At 59.5% G+C, this 15,697-nt stretch carries 13 protein-coding genes; 10 read left to right on the forward strand and 3 right to left on the reverse strand.

The window, feature by feature from the left end:
• The first annotated feature begins 92 nt into the window (after positions 1–92).
• The 5 genes from ASC74_RS07130 to ASC74_RS07150 all read left to right on the forward strand — a co-directional run bounded on the left by ASC74_RS07130 (position 93) and on the right by ASC74_RS07150 (position 5,537).
• Positions 93–512: a DUF3757 domain-containing protein gene (locus tag ASC74_RS07130; protein ID WP_201784086.1), complete on the forward strand. Its 420-nt coding sequence runs from the start codon at positions 93–95 to the stop codon at positions 510–512.
• A gap of 269 nt (positions 513–781) precedes the next feature.
• Positions 782–1,255: a MarR family winged helix-turn-helix transcriptional regulator gene (locus ASC74_RS07135; RefSeq protein WP_046047482.1), complete on the forward strand. Its 474-nt coding sequence runs from the start codon at positions 782–784 to the stop codon at positions 1,253–1,255.
• A complete protein-coding gene (locus tag ASC74_RS07140) occupies positions 1,252–2,721 on the forward strand; it encodes an efflux transporter outer membrane subunit (RefSeq protein WP_056740421.1) in 1,470 nt (489 codons plus the stop codon). The genes ASC74_RS07135 and ASC74_RS07140 overlap by 4 nt, the downstream gene beginning before the upstream one ends.
• Before the next feature lie 15 nt (positions 2,722–2,736).
• Positions 2,737–3,942 carry an HlyD family secretion protein gene (locus ASC74_RS07145; RefSeq protein ID WP_056740422.1) on the forward strand — a complete coding sequence of 402 codons (1,206 nt, stop codon included), beginning with the start codon at positions 2,737–2,739 and terminating at the stop codon, positions 3,940–3,942.
• 65 nt (positions 3,943–4,007) lie between these two features.
• Positions 4,008–5,537, forward strand: coding sequence for a DHA2 family efflux MFS transporter permease subunit (locus tag ASC74_RS07150; protein ID WP_056740424.1), 1,530 nt, complete (start codon positions 4,008–4,010; stop codon positions 5,535–5,537).
• Positions 5,538–5,664: 127 nt separating this feature from the next.
• Here the strand turns inward: ASC74_RS07150 and lpxH are convergent, their stop codons facing one another.
• Positions 5,665–6,417, reverse strand: coding sequence for a UDP-2,3-diacylglucosamine diphosphatase (lpxH, locus tag ASC74_RS07155; RefSeq protein ID WP_046047478.1), 753 nt, complete (start codon positions 6,415–6,417; stop codon positions 5,665–5,667).
• A complete protein-coding gene (locus tag ASC74_RS07160) occupies positions 6,414–6,917 on the reverse strand; it encodes a peptidylprolyl isomerase (protein WP_033057103.1) in 504 nt (167 codons plus the stop codon). The genes lpxH and ASC74_RS07160 overlap by 4 nt, the downstream gene beginning before the upstream one ends.
• Positions 6,918–7,194: 277 nt before the next feature.
• On the opposite strand from ASC74_RS07160, the gene ASC74_RS07165 reads away from it, so the two are divergent.
• Complete coding sequence (locus tag ASC74_RS07165; protein WP_056740465.1) at positions 7,195–8,895, forward strand: glutamine--tRNA ligase/YqeY domain fusion protein; 1,701 nt, start codon at positions 7,195–7,197, stop codon at positions 8,893–8,895.
• Between the two features lie 15 nt (positions 8,896–8,910).
• A complete protein-coding gene (gene cysS, locus ASC74_RS07170; RefSeq protein WP_056740426.1) occupies positions 8,911–10,293 on the forward strand; it encodes a cysteine--tRNA ligase in 1,383 nt (460 codons plus the stop codon).
• Between the two features lie 84 nt (positions 10,294–10,377).
• Here cysS and ASC74_RS07175 read toward each other — a convergent pair whose 3' ends face one another.
• The gene (locus tag ASC74_RS07175) at positions 10,378–12,210 is read right to left on the reverse strand and encodes a sigma-54-dependent Fis family transcriptional regulator (protein ID WP_056740427.1); all 1,833 of its coding nucleotides are present in this window, start codon (positions 12,208–12,210) and stop codon (positions 10,378–10,380) included.
• Positions 12,211–12,634: 424 nt separating this feature from the next.
• Here ASC74_RS07175 and ASC74_RS07180 point away from each other — a divergent pair, with 424 nt between their 5' ends.
• Genes ASC74_RS07180 through ASC74_RS07190 form a run of 3 tightly spaced genes read left to right on the forward strand, consistent with a single transcriptional unit; the run spans position 12,635 to position 15,689 of the window.
• Positions 12,635–13,729, forward strand: a complete 1,095-nt coding sequence (locus tag ASC74_RS07180) for an ABC transporter ATP-binding protein (RefSeq protein WP_046047475.1) — start codon at positions 12,635–12,637, stop codon at positions 13,727–13,729.
• Positions 13,729–14,820 carry an ABC transporter ATP-binding protein gene (locus ASC74_RS07185; protein ID WP_056740428.1) on the forward strand — a complete coding sequence of 364 codons (1,092 nt, stop codon included), beginning with the start codon at positions 13,729–13,731 and terminating at the stop codon, positions 14,818–14,820. Before ASC74_RS07180 ends, ASC74_RS07185 begins: the two co-directional genes overlap by 1 nt.
• A gap of 2 nt (positions 14,821–14,822) precedes the next feature.
• Positions 14,823–15,689 carry a carbohydrate ABC transporter permease gene (locus tag ASC74_RS07190; RefSeq protein WP_046047473.1) on the forward strand — a complete coding sequence of 289 codons (867 nt, stop codon included), beginning with the start codon at positions 14,823–14,825 and terminating at the stop codon, positions 15,687–15,689.
• Positions 15,690–15,697: the final 8 nt, after the last annotated feature.

A 15,697-nucleotide genomic window follows, 5' to 3' on the forward strand; every position in this document is an offset into this window, starting at 1 on the left:
TTGATGCGATCTGTTGATTTATCTGCCTGGGCTGATAACAAGTCGAAGATGGATGATGACTAACCCTAAAGTGCAAACATGGAGTAACAAGCATGACCGGTATTACCAAGAAAATTTCCGCTGGCGTAGTTGTAATGATGGCTCTGATGGCTAACGCCTATGCCGACAATGCCTGCCCGACTGTGAATTCTATCCAGCAAACAGCATTGAGCGGTGGCGGTTTTGCTTACACCGCCGCTGCGGCGAATGGTCTGCAATGGACCGGTGAAAACCCGGTGGCTGTTGAAGCGGATCTGAAAGCTGTAGCGTTCAAAGAAGCGTATATCGTTAACGCGAAGAACTATGCGGCCTGTGACTACGTGGGTCCAAAACATGAAAGCGTGCGAATGGCGCTGAAAACCACTGGCGCAGTGAAGCCGGCAGGTGCTGCGTGGACCAACGAGACCCAGCCCGATGGAAGTGTGTTGCCTCGTTGCGCTGGCGTGGCGCCAGAGCAGTGCAAGTTTAAGTAAGCGGGGCCAGTGTCGACTCAGTTAAAGGCTGGGTCGACCGGTGCGGCGACATTTGTAAGACAAAAGCAAAAAGATCGCAGGCTTCGCCAGCTCCTACGGGTGTCCTCAAACCTCCCGTAGGAGCTGGCGAAGCCTGCGATCTTTTTTTGCGTCAAAACCACCACTCATCAACAAAATAGAAAGCAACCTAACTATTACGTTGACATTCGCTGCCTAGGCAGTAACATCTCGACATACATTCTCTGCCTAGGCAGCTAATTGGTGGACAGATGAAACATTTCACCCCAGACGCATTCCACACTTGCCATCTCGGCCTCCTGCTCGGGCGCGCCGCGCTGCTCAAGGACCGGATCATCGACACGCATATGGAACCCCACGGCATCACCGCCGCGCAGTTCAAAGTGCTGATCATCATGGCCCAGTTCGGCGTCGATACCCCGGCCGAGCTGTGCCGTCACCTGTCGCTGGATAGCGGATCGATGACCCGCATGCTCGACCGTCTGGAACAGAAAGGCTTCCTCGCCCGCCAACGCTCCGAAGCGGATCGCCGTCAGGTTCAGTTGGTGCTGACCGAACAAGGCCAGCAGTTGACTGACCGCCTGCCGGAGATCGGCGCCGACGCCATGAATGAACTGGCTGGCGCGATCACCCCAGAGGAGTTGCAGACCCTGGAACAGATCCTGAAGAAAATTTTGGTGGCAGCCGGTGACTCGATCACCCTGCTGCGGGTAGGTGACAAATGAGCAGTAAAACCCTGCGTACAGGCCTGAGCCTGGTGCTGGCGGCCATGACCCTGGCCGGTTGCGCCAGCTACAGCGGCCTGACCACCGAAGGCAAAAGCCTCGATGCGAAAAACCTCAAGGCCGGGCAATCCCTCAGCGGCGTGACCCTGTCGCCCGCAGCCTGGCCGAAAAGTGACTGGTGGAAAATCCTCGGCGACCCACAGCTCGACGGCTTGATCCGCGAAGCCCTGCACGACAGCCCCGACATGCAAATCGCCGACGCCCGGGCTCACCAGGCCAGCGCCGCCGCTTATGCAGCGGATGCCGCGCGCATGCCAACCCTCGATGCCAGCGCTGGCGTCAGCCGTTCGCGTCTGGCCCGGGATCAGGACCCGAGCGGGCAGGGCGGCACTTATTCCACCGTGCGCAACATCGGCGCCAGCTTCAATTACAACTTCGACCTCTGGGGCGGTCAGCGTGATGCCTGGGAAGCTGCACTGGGCCAGGCCCGTGCTGCCGAAGTCGATCAACAGGCCGCTCAGTTGACCTTGTCCGCCGACGTGGCTCGCGCTTACAGCGATCTGGGTCAGGCGCACATCGTCTATGACCTGGCCAGTGAAGACCTCAAGCGCACCAGGCAAATGCTCGACCTGAGCCAGCGCCGCCTGAGCTCGGGGATCGACAGTCAGTACCAGTTCCAGCAAACCGAGAGTCTGGAAGCCACGTCCGAAGCCAGCCTGATCGACGCCGAAAAACGCCTGCAAAGCGCGAAAATCGCCTTGGCCGTCTTGCTCGGTAAAGGCCCGGATCGCGGCAACGAAATCGCCCGGCCGAAAATCCTTCAGGCCAGCGCCGTCGCGTTGCCCTCGGTGCTGCCGGCCGAGTTGCTCGGTCGTCGTCCAGACCTCGTGGCCGCCCGTTGGCGGGTTGAGGCGGCGAGCAAGAACATCGACGCCGGCAAAACCCAGTTCTATCCAAACTTGAACCTTAGCGCTGCGGCCGGTGCCGAATCTTTGCTGGGCGACGCGATGTTCGGTTCGGCCAGTCGTTTCTTCAACATTGCGCCGACGATTTCTGTGCCGATTTTCGACGGTGGCCGCCTGCGTGCCAACCTTGATTCCCGCGATGCCGATTACGACCTCGCCGTGGCGCAATACAACAAAAGCCTGGTGAAAGCCCTGGGGGATGTCAGCGACACCATCAACCAGTTGCGCGATATCGGCCGGCAGATCGGCGCTCAGCAGCACGCCACCGACATTGCCCAGGATTCTTACAACACCGTGGTCCAGCGGTACGGTTCCGGCATCGGGAATTACCTGGACGTGCTCAGCATCGAGCAGCAATTGCTCCAGGCCCAGCGTCAGCTGGCCAACCTGAATGCCGAGCAGATCGACCTGTCGATCCAATTGATGCAGGCGCTGGGCGGCGGCTACCAGGGCGAGACCCTGACCGCAGCCAACGCAACCCCAGCCACGCAGCACAACTAATTCAAGGTATTTGTCATGGCCACTGCCGAAACAACAACACCAACCCCTGACAACGCTCAAGACACGAGCAATTCGCGCAAACGCAAAGTCATGCTGGTCGTTCTGGCTATCGTGGTAGTCCTCGCCGGTGTCGGCGTCTGGGGTTATCACGAATTCTACGGTCGCTGGAACGAAAGCACCGACGACGCCTATGTAAACGGCAACGTGGTGGAAATCACTCCGTTGGTCACCGGCACCGTGGTCAGCATTGGCGCCGACGACGGCGACCTGGTGCACGAAGGTCAGGTGCTGATCAACTTCGACCCGAACGACGCCGAAGTCGGTCTGCAAAGTGCCCAGGCCAATCTGGCCCGCACCGTGCGTCAGGTTCGCGGCTTGTACAGCAACGTCGACGGCATGAAAGCCCAGGTCAACGCCCAACAGGCTGAAGTGCAAAAGGCTCAGGACAACTTCAATCGCCGGAAAAACCTCGCCGCTGGCGGCGCGATTTCCCAGGAAGAACTGTCCCACGCTCGCGACGACCTAACCTCGGCGCAAAACGCCTTGGCCAACGCCAAACAGCAACTGAAAACCACCAGTGCTTTGGTCGATGACACCGTGGTTTCGTCGCACCCGGACGTGATGTCCGCAGCCGCGCAATTGCGTCAGGCGTACTTGAACAACTCCCGCAGCACCTTGATCGCGCCGGTGACCGGTTACGTGGCCAAACGCTCGGTACAACTGGGCCAACGCGTCCAGCCGGGCACCGCGTTGATGGCGGTCATTCCGCTGGATCAGCTGTGGATCGACGCCAACTTCAAGGAAACCCAACTGCGTGACATGCGCATCGGTCAACCGGTGGACATCGAGGCCGACCTCTACGGTAGCGACGTGAAGTTCAGCGGCACCATCGACAGCCTCGGCGCCGGTACCGGCAGCGCGTTTGCCCTGCTGCCCGCGCAGAACGCCACCGGTAACTGGATCAAGATCGTCCAGCGGGTGCCGGTGCGGATTCACATCAACGCCGAAGAGCTGGCCAAGCACCCGTTGCGGGTCGGCCTGTCGACTCAGGTCGATGTAAACCTGCGCGACCAGAGCGGCCCGGTGCTGGCGCAACAACCGCCGCAAAAGGCCTCGTTCAGCACCAATGTGTATGACCGTCAGTTGGCCGAGGCCGACGCGATGATCACTCAGTTGATCCACGACAACAGCGCTGCGGTCAGCAAAACCGTTCAACGCTGATTCGCCAATCCCTCAGCGGCGCCCGTTAAAAGGCGCCGCGCCAGCCGAGTTCCAAAGGATTCGCGATGAGCAATAACGCCTCTTTCACGCCGCCCAGCCTGCTGCTCAGCACCATCGGCCTGTCGCTGGCGACCTTCATGCAAGTGCTCGACACCACCATCGCCAACGTGGCGCTGCCGACGATTTCCGGCAACCTGGGCGTGAGTTCGGAGCAGGGCACTTGGGTGATTACCTCGTTCGCCGTGAGCAACGCCATCGCGCTGCCGCTGACCGGTTGGCTCAGCCGACGTTTCGGCGAGGTGAAGCTGTTTCTCTGGGCGACGATTCTGTTCGTGCTGGCTTCGTTTCTTTGCGGTATCTCGACCTCGATGCCGGAGCTGATTGGCTTTCGGGTGCTTCAAGGCCTGGTGGCAGGTCCCCTTTACCCGATGACTCAAACGCTGCTGATTGCCGTCTATCCGCCCGCCAGGCGCGGCATGGCCCTGGCGTTGCTGGCGATGGTCACGGTGGTGGCGCCGATTGCCGGCCCCATCCTCGGCGGCTGGATTACCGACAGCTATAGCTGGCCGTGGATCTTCTTCATCAACGTGCCGATCGGTGTTTTCGCGGTGATGGTGGTGCGCCAGCAACTCAAGGCGCGGCCGGTGGAAACCAGCCGTCAGCCAATGGATTACGTGGGTTTGATCACGTTGATCATTGGCGTCGGCGCGTTGCAGGTGATCCTTGACAAGGGTAACGACCTGGATTGGTTCGAGTCGAACTTCATCCTCATTGGCGCGGCCATTTCGGTGATAGCGCTGGCGGTGTTCGTGATCTGGGAAATGACCGACAAACACCCGGTGGTCAATCTGCGGCTGTTCGCTTACCGCAACTTTCGCATCGGCACGATTGTGCTGGTGTTGGGTTACGCCGGGTTCTTCGGGATCAACCTGATTCTGCCGCAATGGCTGCAAACCCAGATGGGTTACACGGCGACCTGGGCGGGGCTGGCGGTGGCGCCGATCGGGATTCTGCCGGTGCTGATGTCGCCGTTTGTCGGCAAGTACGCGCACAAATTCGACCTGCGGCTGCTGGCCGGCCTGGCGTTTCTGGCGATTGGCCTGAGCTGCTTCATGCGTGCCGGGTTTACCAATGAAGTGGACTTCCAGCACATCGCCCTGGTGCAGCTGTTCATGGGGATTGGCGTGGCGCTGTTCTTCATGCCGACCTTGAGCATTCTGATGTCGGACCTGCCACCTAGCCAGATCGCCGACGGCGCGGGCCTGGCGACGTTCCTGCGGACGTTGGGCGGTAGCTTTGCGGCCTCGTTGACGACGTGGATATGGATTCGCCGGGCGGATCAGCACCACGCCTATATGAGCGAAAGTATCAGCACCTATGAGCCGGCTACCCGCGAGGCGCTGAACAGCTTGGGCGGGGCGAGCAATCCGGCGTATGCGCAACTGGATCATGTACTGACCAGTCAGGCGTACATGCTCTCCACCGTGGATTACTTCACGTTGCTGGGGTGGGCATTCATGGGTTTGATTGTGCTGGTGTGGCTGGCGAAACCGCCGTTTGCGGCGAAGGCGGGGCCGGCTGCCTCCGGTCACTAGAGTCTGGTGAAGAACCAATGTGGGAGCGGGCTTGCTCGCGAATGCGGTGTAACAGTCAACTAAGCTGTTGAATGCTAATCCGCCTTCGCGAGCAAGCCCGCTCCCACATTGGTATTGTGTTTGGCCGTTAGTTTGCGGGGGCTGCTAGCTGTGGCGGCGGGGCGAAATCGAACGGTGCCAACGCAAACCCTTGCTCATCCACCTGCAACGCCCACCCCTGACGATCCCAATCCCCCAGCACAATGCGCTTGGCCGCTTGCTCGCCAATCTGCAACTTGTGAATGGCCGGGCGATGGGTGTGCCCATGGATCAAGGTTTTCACGCCAAAGGCCTGCATGATCCGCGGCACTTCTTCCGGCGTGACATCCACAATGTCATTCGCCTTCATCCGCGTCTGGGCACGGCTTTCACTGCGCAGCTTGCGCGCCAGTTTATGCCGGGTGCCCAAGGGCAGATGCCGCAGGATGAACAGGGTGATCGGGTTACGCAGATAGCGACGCAGCTTCATATAGGCTTCGTCGCGGGTGCAGAGGCTGTCGCCGTGCATCAACAGCACCGGCTCACCGTAAAACTGCACGACACTCGGGTCTTTCAGCAATGTGCAGCCGGCCTGTTTGCAAAAGGCCTGGCCGAGCATGAAGTCGCGATTGCCGTGCATCAGAAAAATGGCCGTGCCGCTGTCGCTGAGTTCGCGCAGGGCCTGGCAGATGGAACGCTGAAAGGGCGTCATGGCATCGTCGCCAATCCACGCCTCGAAAAAGTCGCCCAGGATGTACAACGCACTCGCCGAGCGGGCGCGTCCGGCGAGCAAATCCAGAAACGCCCGGCTGATGTCCGGGCGCTCCTCTTCCAGATGCAAGTCTGAAATCAGCAGTATCACTCAATGATCTCGGCTTTCTCGATGATCACGTCTTCTGCTGGTACGTCCTGGTGGCCGGACTTCATGGTGGTGGAAACACCTTTGATCTTGTCCACTACGTCGGTGCCTGCAACGACTTTGGCGAATACCGCGTAGCCCCAGCCCTGAGTGGTCTTGGCGCTGTGGTTCAGGAAGCTGTTGTCAGCCACGTTGATGAAGAACTGGGCGGAAGCCGAATGCGGCTCCATGGTGCGAGCCATGGCAACGGTGTACTTCTCGTTCGGCAGGCCGTTGTCGGCTTCGTTCTGGATGCTTGGGCGCTTGTCTTTCTTTTCTTTCATGCCTGGCTCGAAACCGCCGCCCTGGATCATGAAGTTACCGATGACACGGTGGAAAACGGTGTTTTCGTAGTGACCGGCTTTGACGTACTCGATGAAGTTGGCCACGGTGATCGGGGCTTTCTCAGCGTTCAGTTCCAGGACGATGTCGCCATGGTTGGTGGTCAGTTTGACTTGGGTCATGATCGGGGACTCTTTTTAAAAAAAGCGTTTTCTGGGAATTCGTGGGTTTCGGGGCGTTGAAGCCCTCAACCGGTCCGGCCAATTTTGGCCAAGATGCGCAGTTTAGCGTGCCAAGCGCGAATTTCGAGGCGGTTTTTCATTTGCATCCGATTAAATGCAGCCGTTTTTTGCCCTGCGCTGTCAGCGACTTGACGGCATCGGCTATGATAAGCCCCTTTGTTTTAACAGCCGCTTTGATTTGGCCAACTGGCCGCGCACTTGTACGTTCAAGGATCCTATGAGCAAGCCCACTGTCGACCCTACCTCGAATTCCAAGACCGGCCCTGCCGTGCCGGTCAATTTCCTGCGCCCGATCATCCAGGCGGACCTGGACTCGGGTAAGCACACGCAGATTGTCACCCGTTTCCCGCCTGAGCCCAACGGCTACCTGCACATTGGTCACGCCAAGTCGATTTGCGTGAACTTCGGCCTGGCCCAGGAATTTGGCGGCGTCACGCACCTGCGTTTCGACGACACCAACCCGGCCAAGGAAGACCAGGAATACATCGACGCGATCGAAAGCGACGTCAAATGGCTGGGCTTCGAATGGTCCGGTGAAGTGCGCTACGCCTCGCAGTATTTCGACCAGTTGCACGATTGGGCCGTTGAGCTGATCAAGGCCGGCAAGGCCTACGTCGACGACCTGAGCCCTGAACAGGCCAAGGAATACCGTGGCACGCTGACCGAGCCGGGCAAGAACAGCCCGTTCCGCGATCGTTCCGTGGAAGAAAACCTCGACTGGTTCGCCCGCATGAAGGCCGGTGAATTCAAGGACGGCGCACGCGTGTTGCGGGCCAAGATCGACATGGCCTCGCCGAACATGAACCTGCGCGACCCGATCATGTATCGCATCCGTCACGCTCACCACCACCAGACCGGTGACAAGTGGTGCATCTACCCGAACTACGACTTCACTCATGGTCAGTCGGACGCCATCGAAGGTATCACTCACTCGATCTGCACCCTGGAATTCGAAAGCCATCGTCCGCTGTACGAGTGGTTCCTCGAGAACCTGCCCGTGCCGGCGCAACCGCGTCAGTACGAATTCAGCCGTCTGAACCTGAACTACACCATCACCAGCAAGCGCAAGCTCAAGCAACTGGTCGATGAAAAGCACGTTCTTGGCTGGGACGATCCGCGCATGTCCACGCTGTCCGGCTTCCGCCGCCGTGGTTACACGCCTGCGTCGATCCGCAATTTCTGCGACATGGTCGGCACCAACCGTTCTGACGGCGTCGTCGATTTCGGCATGCTCGAATTCAGCATCCGTCAGGATCTGGACCAGAACGCTCCGCGCGCCATGTGCGTGCTGCGTCCATTGAAGGTGGTGATCACCAACTACCCGGAAGACCAGGTCGAGAACCTCGAACTGCCGCGTCATCCGCAGAAAGAAGAACTGGGCGTGCGCAAGCTGCCGTTCGCCCGTGAGATCTACATCGACCACGATGACTTCATGGAAGAGCCGCCAAAAGGCTACAAACGCCTGGAACCCAACGGCGAAGTGCGTCTGCGCGGCAGCTACGTGATTCGCGCCGACGAAGCGATCAAGGACGCCGATGGCAACATCGTCGAACTGCGTTGCTCCTACGACCCGGAAACCCTGGGCAAGAACCCTGAAGGCCGCAAGGTCAAAGGCGTGGTTCACTGGGTGCCGGCTGCGGCCAGCGTCGAGTGCGAAGTGCGTCTGTACGATCGCCTGTTCCGTTCGGCCAACCCTGAGAAGGCCGAAGACAGCGCCAGTTTCCTGGACAACATCAACCCTGACTCGCTGCAAGTCCTCACCGGTTGTCGTGCTGAACCCTCGCTGGGCAATGCACAGCCGGAAGACCGTTTCCAGTTCGAGCGCGAAGGTTACTTCTGCGCGGATATCAAGGACTCGAAACCCGGTCATCCGGTGTTCAACCGTACCGTGACCTTGCGTGATTCGTGGGGCCAGTGATTCAAGGAACCTAAAGTGCTTACGATCTACAACACGCTCACCAAGAGCAAAGAAGTCTTCAAGCCGCTGGATGGCAACAAGGTGCGCATGTACGTCTGCGGGATGACCGTGTACGACTACTGCCACCTGGGCCACGGCCGCAGCATGGTCGCGTTCGACCTGGTGACCCGCTGGTTGCGGTTCAGCGGCTACGACCTGACTTACGTGCGCAACATCACCGACATCGACGACAAGATCATCAATCGGGCCAACGAGAACGGCGAGTCGTTCGAAGCCTTGACCGAGCGCATGATCGCGGCGATGCACGAAGACGAAGCGCGCCTGAACATCAAGAAGCCCGACATGGAACCGCGCGCCACCGGGCATATCCCCGGTATGCACGCGATGATCCAGACCCTGATCGACAAGGGCTACGCCTACGCTCCGGGCAATGGCGACGTGTATTACCGCGTCGCCAAGTTCATGGGCTACGGCAAGCTGTCGCGCAAGAAAATCGAAGACCTGCGCATCGGCGCGCGGATCGAAGTCGACGAGTCCAAGCAGGACCCGCTGGACTTCGTATTGTGGAAGGGCGCCAAGCCGGGCGAGCCGAGCTGGCCTTCGCCTTGGGGCGACGGTCGGCCGGGCTGGCACATCGAGTGCTCGGTGATGTCGACTTGCTGCCTCGGCGAGACCTTCGACATTCATGGTGGCGGCAGCGACCTCGAGTTCCCGCACCACGAAAACGAAATCGCCCAGAGCGAAGCGGCCACCGGCAAGACCTACGCCAACGCGTGGATGCATTGCGGCATGATTCGCATCAATGGCGAGAAGATGTCCAAGTCCTTGAACAACTTCTTCACCATTCGCGACGTGCTGGAAAAGTACCACCCGGAAGTCGTGCGTTACCTGCTGGTGTCGAGCCACTACCGCAGCGCGATCAACTATTCGGAAGACAACCTCAAGGACGCCAAAGGCGCACTCGAGCGTTTCTACCATGCGTTGAAAGGCCTGCCAAGCGTGGCGCCTGCTGGCGGCGAAGCCTTTGTCGAGCGTTTCACTCAGGTGATGAACGACGACTTCGGCACGCCGGAAGCCTGCGCGGTGCTGTTCGAGATGGTTCGCGAGATCAACCGTCTGCGCGAGAGTGATCTCGATGCGGCGGCGGGTCTGGCGGCGCGCTTGAAGGAATTGGCTAGCGTGCTGGGTGTGTTGCAGCTCGAAGCCGATGACTTCCTGCAGGCCGGTGCCGAAGGGCGGGTTGATGCGGCTGAGGTTGATGCGCTGATTGCTGCGCGTCTGGCGGCTCGTGCTGGTAAAGACTGGGCCGAATCCGACCGTATCCGCGACCAGCTCACCGCCATGGGCGTGGTGCTGGAAGACGGCAAGGGTGGCACGACCTGGCGTCTGGCTGACTGACCGCTGCGTTTGCTACAAACAAAACCCGCCTTGTGCGGGTTTTTGTTTGCCCACTGATCGTTCCCACGCGGAGCGTGGGAACGATCACTCGGACTGGCGTAACCGTTTATAGAGGGTGTTGCGACTAACCCCCAGCCGTCGGGCCAAGTGCGAGATATTGCCTCCCGCCGCCTGCAACTGCCGATTCAAATCCTCGGCATCATTCAAATCCACCGCCATAGGCTCCGGCAAATCCACCGGCTCCATTTCCAGATCGACAAAAAAATCATCCGGCAAATGCTCCGGCCGCACCGGTTGTTCCTCGGCCATGGCCAGCGCTACCTGCATCACGCTGCTGACCTGGCGCAAATTCCCCGGCCACGGGTGGCGCCCGAACAGCTCCAACACTTCGCGACTCAATCCCGCCCATTGGCTCGGCTCGCGGTGCTGTTCCCACAGACGTTTGAACAAGGCCTCTTTGTCACTGCGTTCTCTTAACGGCGGCAGTTCCAGGGTCAAACCACCAATCCGGTAATAGAGATCTTCACGAAACCGCCCCAACTGAACCTGTTCGCGCAACGAGCGGTTGGTCGCGGAAATAATCCGTATATCCACCGGGAACAACTCGCTGCTGCCCACCGGTTGCACGCAACGCTCCTGCAACACTCGCAGCAGTCGAGCCTGAGTCGGCAACGGCATATCGCCGATTTCATCAAGGAACAGGGTGCCTTTGTCGGCCTTGCGGATCAGCCCGATGCTGCCTTTCTGGTTGGCACCGGTGAACGCACCTTTCTCGTAGCCAAACAGTTCGGATTCCACCAGTTCGGCGGGGATCGCTGCACAGTTGACGGCGATGAAGGGTTTTTTGCTCCGCGAACTGGCCTGATGCAGGGCTTTGACGAAGACTTCCTTGCCGACCCCGGTTTCGCCGTGGATCAACAACGGAATGTCTTTTTCCAGCAACCGCTCGGCCTGGCGCACGGCTTTTTCCACGCGGCTGTCACCGAAATGCAGGGTGTTGAGGCTGATCGCTTCGGACGCTGCCACCACCGGCTCGGCAAAGACGCGCGGCTGAATGGGCATTTGTTTCGGCCGCTTCAACAGGCACTGGAAGCGGTTGCGTCCCGAAGTTTGCAAAGCGAAGGGCAGGCCATCCGGCTGGTTCAACAACTCCAGCAGTGAGACTTTGAACAGGCTTTCGACACTGACCCGCGAAAGGCTGATGCCGAGCAGATTGTCGGCCCGGCGGTTGGCGGACAGCACCTGACCGGTTTCGTCAAAGATCAGCAGTCCGGCCCACTGGCTGTCGAGGTTGTTCAGTCCGGTGTTGAAGGTCAGTTGAAAATGCTGGCCATGGAACAGGTTGAGGATCAGCCGGTTTTCCACGGTCTGACTCATCATCTTGACCATGCCGAGGGTGTGGGACGGCGGCAGGTAACTGTCGCTGGACACATCCAGCACCGCGATGACCTTGCGTTCAGCATCGAAAATCGGTGCGGCGGAACCGGTCATAAAACGGTTGGCTTTCAGAAAATGTTCATCGTGCTCGATGTGCACCGCCTGCTCGCAGGCCAGCGCGGTGCCGATTGCATTGGTGCCGCTGCAGCGCTCCATCCAGCTGGCACCGGCGCTGAAACCGCGGGTCAGGTTCGGCTCGATAAAACGCTGGGTGCCCCAGGACGTCAGCACCTGGCCCTGATTGTCGGCGAGCATGATCAGGCAGTTGGAGTTGCTGAGGATGTTCTCGTAATACGGCAGGACTTCCTGGTGAGTGGTTTGCACCAGTGAGTGCTGGCTCTCCAGCAATTGCGCAATGCCCTCGGCCGGCAACTGATCGAACGCCGGGGCGCTCTGATGATTGAGGCCGAACGCGCGGCAACGGGACCAGGAGTCCTGAATGATGGCGTCGTGGGAGAGCGGCAAGGCGGGTGCGGCCATGGCAATCGATCTCTGAGCATTATTATTGTTATGAGTAACGCGATTCATGTAGCAGCTGGCGGAGCCTGCGTTCGGCGACGCAGTCGTCGTAAAACCTGTTTGCGCGGTCATCCTGATACACCGCGCCGCCTGATTTCACGACGACTGCGTCGCCGAACGCAGGCTTCGCCAGCTGCTACAAGGGTGTGCGCGATTCAGAATTTCCCGCAGCAAAAGCATCCGTAGAGTGTTGTTCACTATTGTTCATTGTCAACGGTTGGATTGTTCAATTGTTCAGTCGAGGTTGTTCATTTCTGTTCAGCAACGAACGCGGTTTTTCTCCAACTTCAAGGATTCTCAAGCTGGATCAACGGCTTGCATTTTCTGGCACGAATGTCGCTCTGTAGCTCCGGTCGCTTGACTCCAATAATAAAAAGGCCGAGCCATGTCATTAACCCTGGAGCACGTCAGCCGCACCGTCGAGGGCCAGACCTGGATCGACGATGCGTGCCTTAGTTTCGAAGCCGGATCCTTCAACGTTTTGCTCGGGCGTACGCTGTCCGGCAAAACCAGTCTCATGCGCCTGATGGCCGGTCTGGACAAGCCCGACAGCGGCCGCATCCTGATGAACGGCGTCGACGTTACCCAGCGTCCGGTGCGTTTGCGCAACGTGTCGATGGTCTATCAGCAGTTCATCAACTACCCGACCATGACGGTGTTCGAGAACATCGCCTCGCCCTTGCGCCAGGGCGGTGTGTCCAATGAGCTGATCCAGAGCAAAGTGCTGGAAACCGCGAAGATGTTGCGCATCGAGAAATTCCTCCAGCGCCATCCCCTCGAACTCTCCGGCGGCCAGCAACAGCGCACGGCGATGGCCCGGGCGCTGGTCAAGGATGCCGAACTGATCCTGTTCGATGAGCCGCTGGTGAACCTCGACTACAAACTGCGCGAAGAACTGCGTCAGGAAATGCGCGAGCTGTTCAAGGCTCGCCACACCATCGCCATCTACGCCACCACCGAACCCAACGAAGCCCTGGCGCTGGGCGGCACTACCACCATTCTTCACGAAGGTCGGGTGATTCAGAGCGGCAAGTCTTCCGAGGTGTATCACCAGCCGCAAACCGTGCTGGCGGCGGAGCTGTTCTCCGAGCCGCCGATCAACCTGATGCCGGGGCGTATCGCCGGCAACGAAGTCAGCTTCGCCAATTTCGTGCACTTCCCGCTCAACGTCGATCTGCGGCCGGTGGGCGAGGGCGAGTTCCGCTTTGGCGTACGGCCTAGCCATATTTCGCTGGTGCCGAGCAACGACGATGACCTGGAACTGGCGGTGACCGTCGAGGTGGCCGAGATCAGCGGGTCGGAAACCTTCCTCCATGTGCGCAACGAACATTTCCTGTTGGTGCTGCACTTGCCCGGCGTTCACGAATACGACGTCGATGCGCCAATTCGTATCTATATCCCGACCCATAAACTGTTTGTCTTCGATATGCAGGGGCGGCTGGTCCAGGCGCCCGGTCGCCGTATCGCGAGGGTTGCCTGATGGCCGAAATCCGTTTGCAGCACCTTGCCCACAGTTACACCCGCACGCCGACCGGCCCCGAGGATTATGCGATTCGCGAGATGGACCACGTGTGGGAGCAGGGCGGTGCATACGCGCTGCTCGGGCCTTCGGGCTGCGGCAAGTCGACCTTGCTCAACATCATTTCCGGATTGCTCAGTCCGTCTCAGGGCCAAGTGCTGTTTGACAGCAAAGTGGTCAACGATCTGACCCCGGAGAAGCGCAACATCGCCCAGGTTTTCCAGTTTCCGGTGGTCTACGACACCATGACGGTGTTCGACAACCTGGCCTTCCCGCTGCGCAATCAGGGCATGGCCGAGGCGAAAATTCACAGCAAGGTGCAGGAAATCGCCGAAGTCCTCGACCTCCAGACACTGCTGAGCAAGAAGGCGCGCAACCTCACCGCCGATGAAAAGCAGAAAGTCTCCATGGGCCGTGGGCTGGTGCGCGATGACGTGTCGGCGATCCTGTTCGATGAGCCGCTGACGGTGATCGACCCGCACCTGAAGTGGAAGCTGCGGCGCAAGCTCAAGCAGATCCACGAGCAGTTCAACATCACCATGGTCTACGTCACCCACGATCAGCTGGAGGCCTCGACCTTCGCCGACAAGATCGCGGTGATGTACGGCGGGCAGATTGTGCAATTCGGTACGCCGCGAGAACTGTTCGAGCGGCCGAGCCACACCTTTGTCGGCTATTTCATCGGCAGTCCGGGGATGAACCTGATCGAGGTACAGCCGCAGCCAGGCGGTGTTGGTTTCGCCTCGACTCATTTGCCGCTTTCCGATCCGCAGCAGAAACGCGTTGCCGAGTCCGAGTGGAAAACCCTGAAGGTCGGCATCCGTCCAGAGTTCGTGCATGTGTGGGACGAGCCGTTTGATGAGGCGATGCAGGCACAGGTCGTACACGTCGAAGACCTTGGCACCTACAAGATCATGACCCTGAACCTCGACGGCGCGCCTTTGAAAGTGCGCCTGGCCGAAGACAAACCAGTGCCTGAGGGAACCGCCTACATCAGCTTCCCGGCTCAATGGCTGATGGTGTATGCCGACGAATACCTCCTGGAGACGTAGCCATGAACAAGGTGCAGAACAACAAGGCCTGGTGGCTGGTGTTGCCGGTGTTTTTGCTGGTGGCGTTCAGTGCGGTGATCCCGATGATGACGGTGGTCAACTACTCGGTGCAGGACATCTTCGACCAGTCCAGCCGCTACTTCGTCGGCGCCGACTGGTACAAGCAAGTGCTGCTCGATCCGCGCCTGCATGACTCTTTGCTGCGCCAGTTCATCTACTCCGGCTGTGTGCTGCTGATCGAAATCCCGCTGGGCATCGCCATCGCCCTGACCATGCCGATCAAAGGCCGCTGGTCATCGCTGGTGCTGATCATCCTGGCGATTCCGTTGCTGATTCCGTGGAACGTGGTGGGGACGATCTGGCAGATCTTCGGTCGGGCCGACATTGGATTGCTCGGCGCCAGCCTCAAGGCCATGGGCCTGAACTACAACTACGCGGCCAACACCATGGACGCCTGGGTCACGGTGCTGGTGATGGACGTCTGGCACTGGACGTCGTTGGTGGCGCTGTTGTGTTTTTCGGGGTTGCGGGCGATTCCGGACGTGTACTACCAGGCGGCGCGGATTGATCGGGCATCGGCCTGGGCGGTTTTCCGACACATCCAGCTGCCCAAGCTCAAGAGCGTGCTGTTGATCGCGGTGATGTTGCGGTTCATGGACAGTTTCATGATCTACACCGAGCCGTTTGTGCTGACCGGTGGTGGTCCGGGGAATGCCACGACCTTCTTGAGTCAGACCTTGACCCAGATGGCGGTAGGGCAATTCGACCTCGGCCCGGCGGCCGCTTTCTCGCTGGTGTACTTCCTGATCATCCTGTTGGTGTCCTGGCTGTTCTATACGGCCATGACTCACTCTGACGCCAACCGCTGAGGTCTGCC

The organism is Pseudomonas sp. Root329, assembly GCF_001424925.1.
GTDB classification, from domain to species: domain Bacteria; phylum Pseudomonadota; class Gammaproteobacteria; order Pseudomonadales; family Pseudomonadaceae; genus Aquipseudomonas; species Aquipseudomonas arabinosi.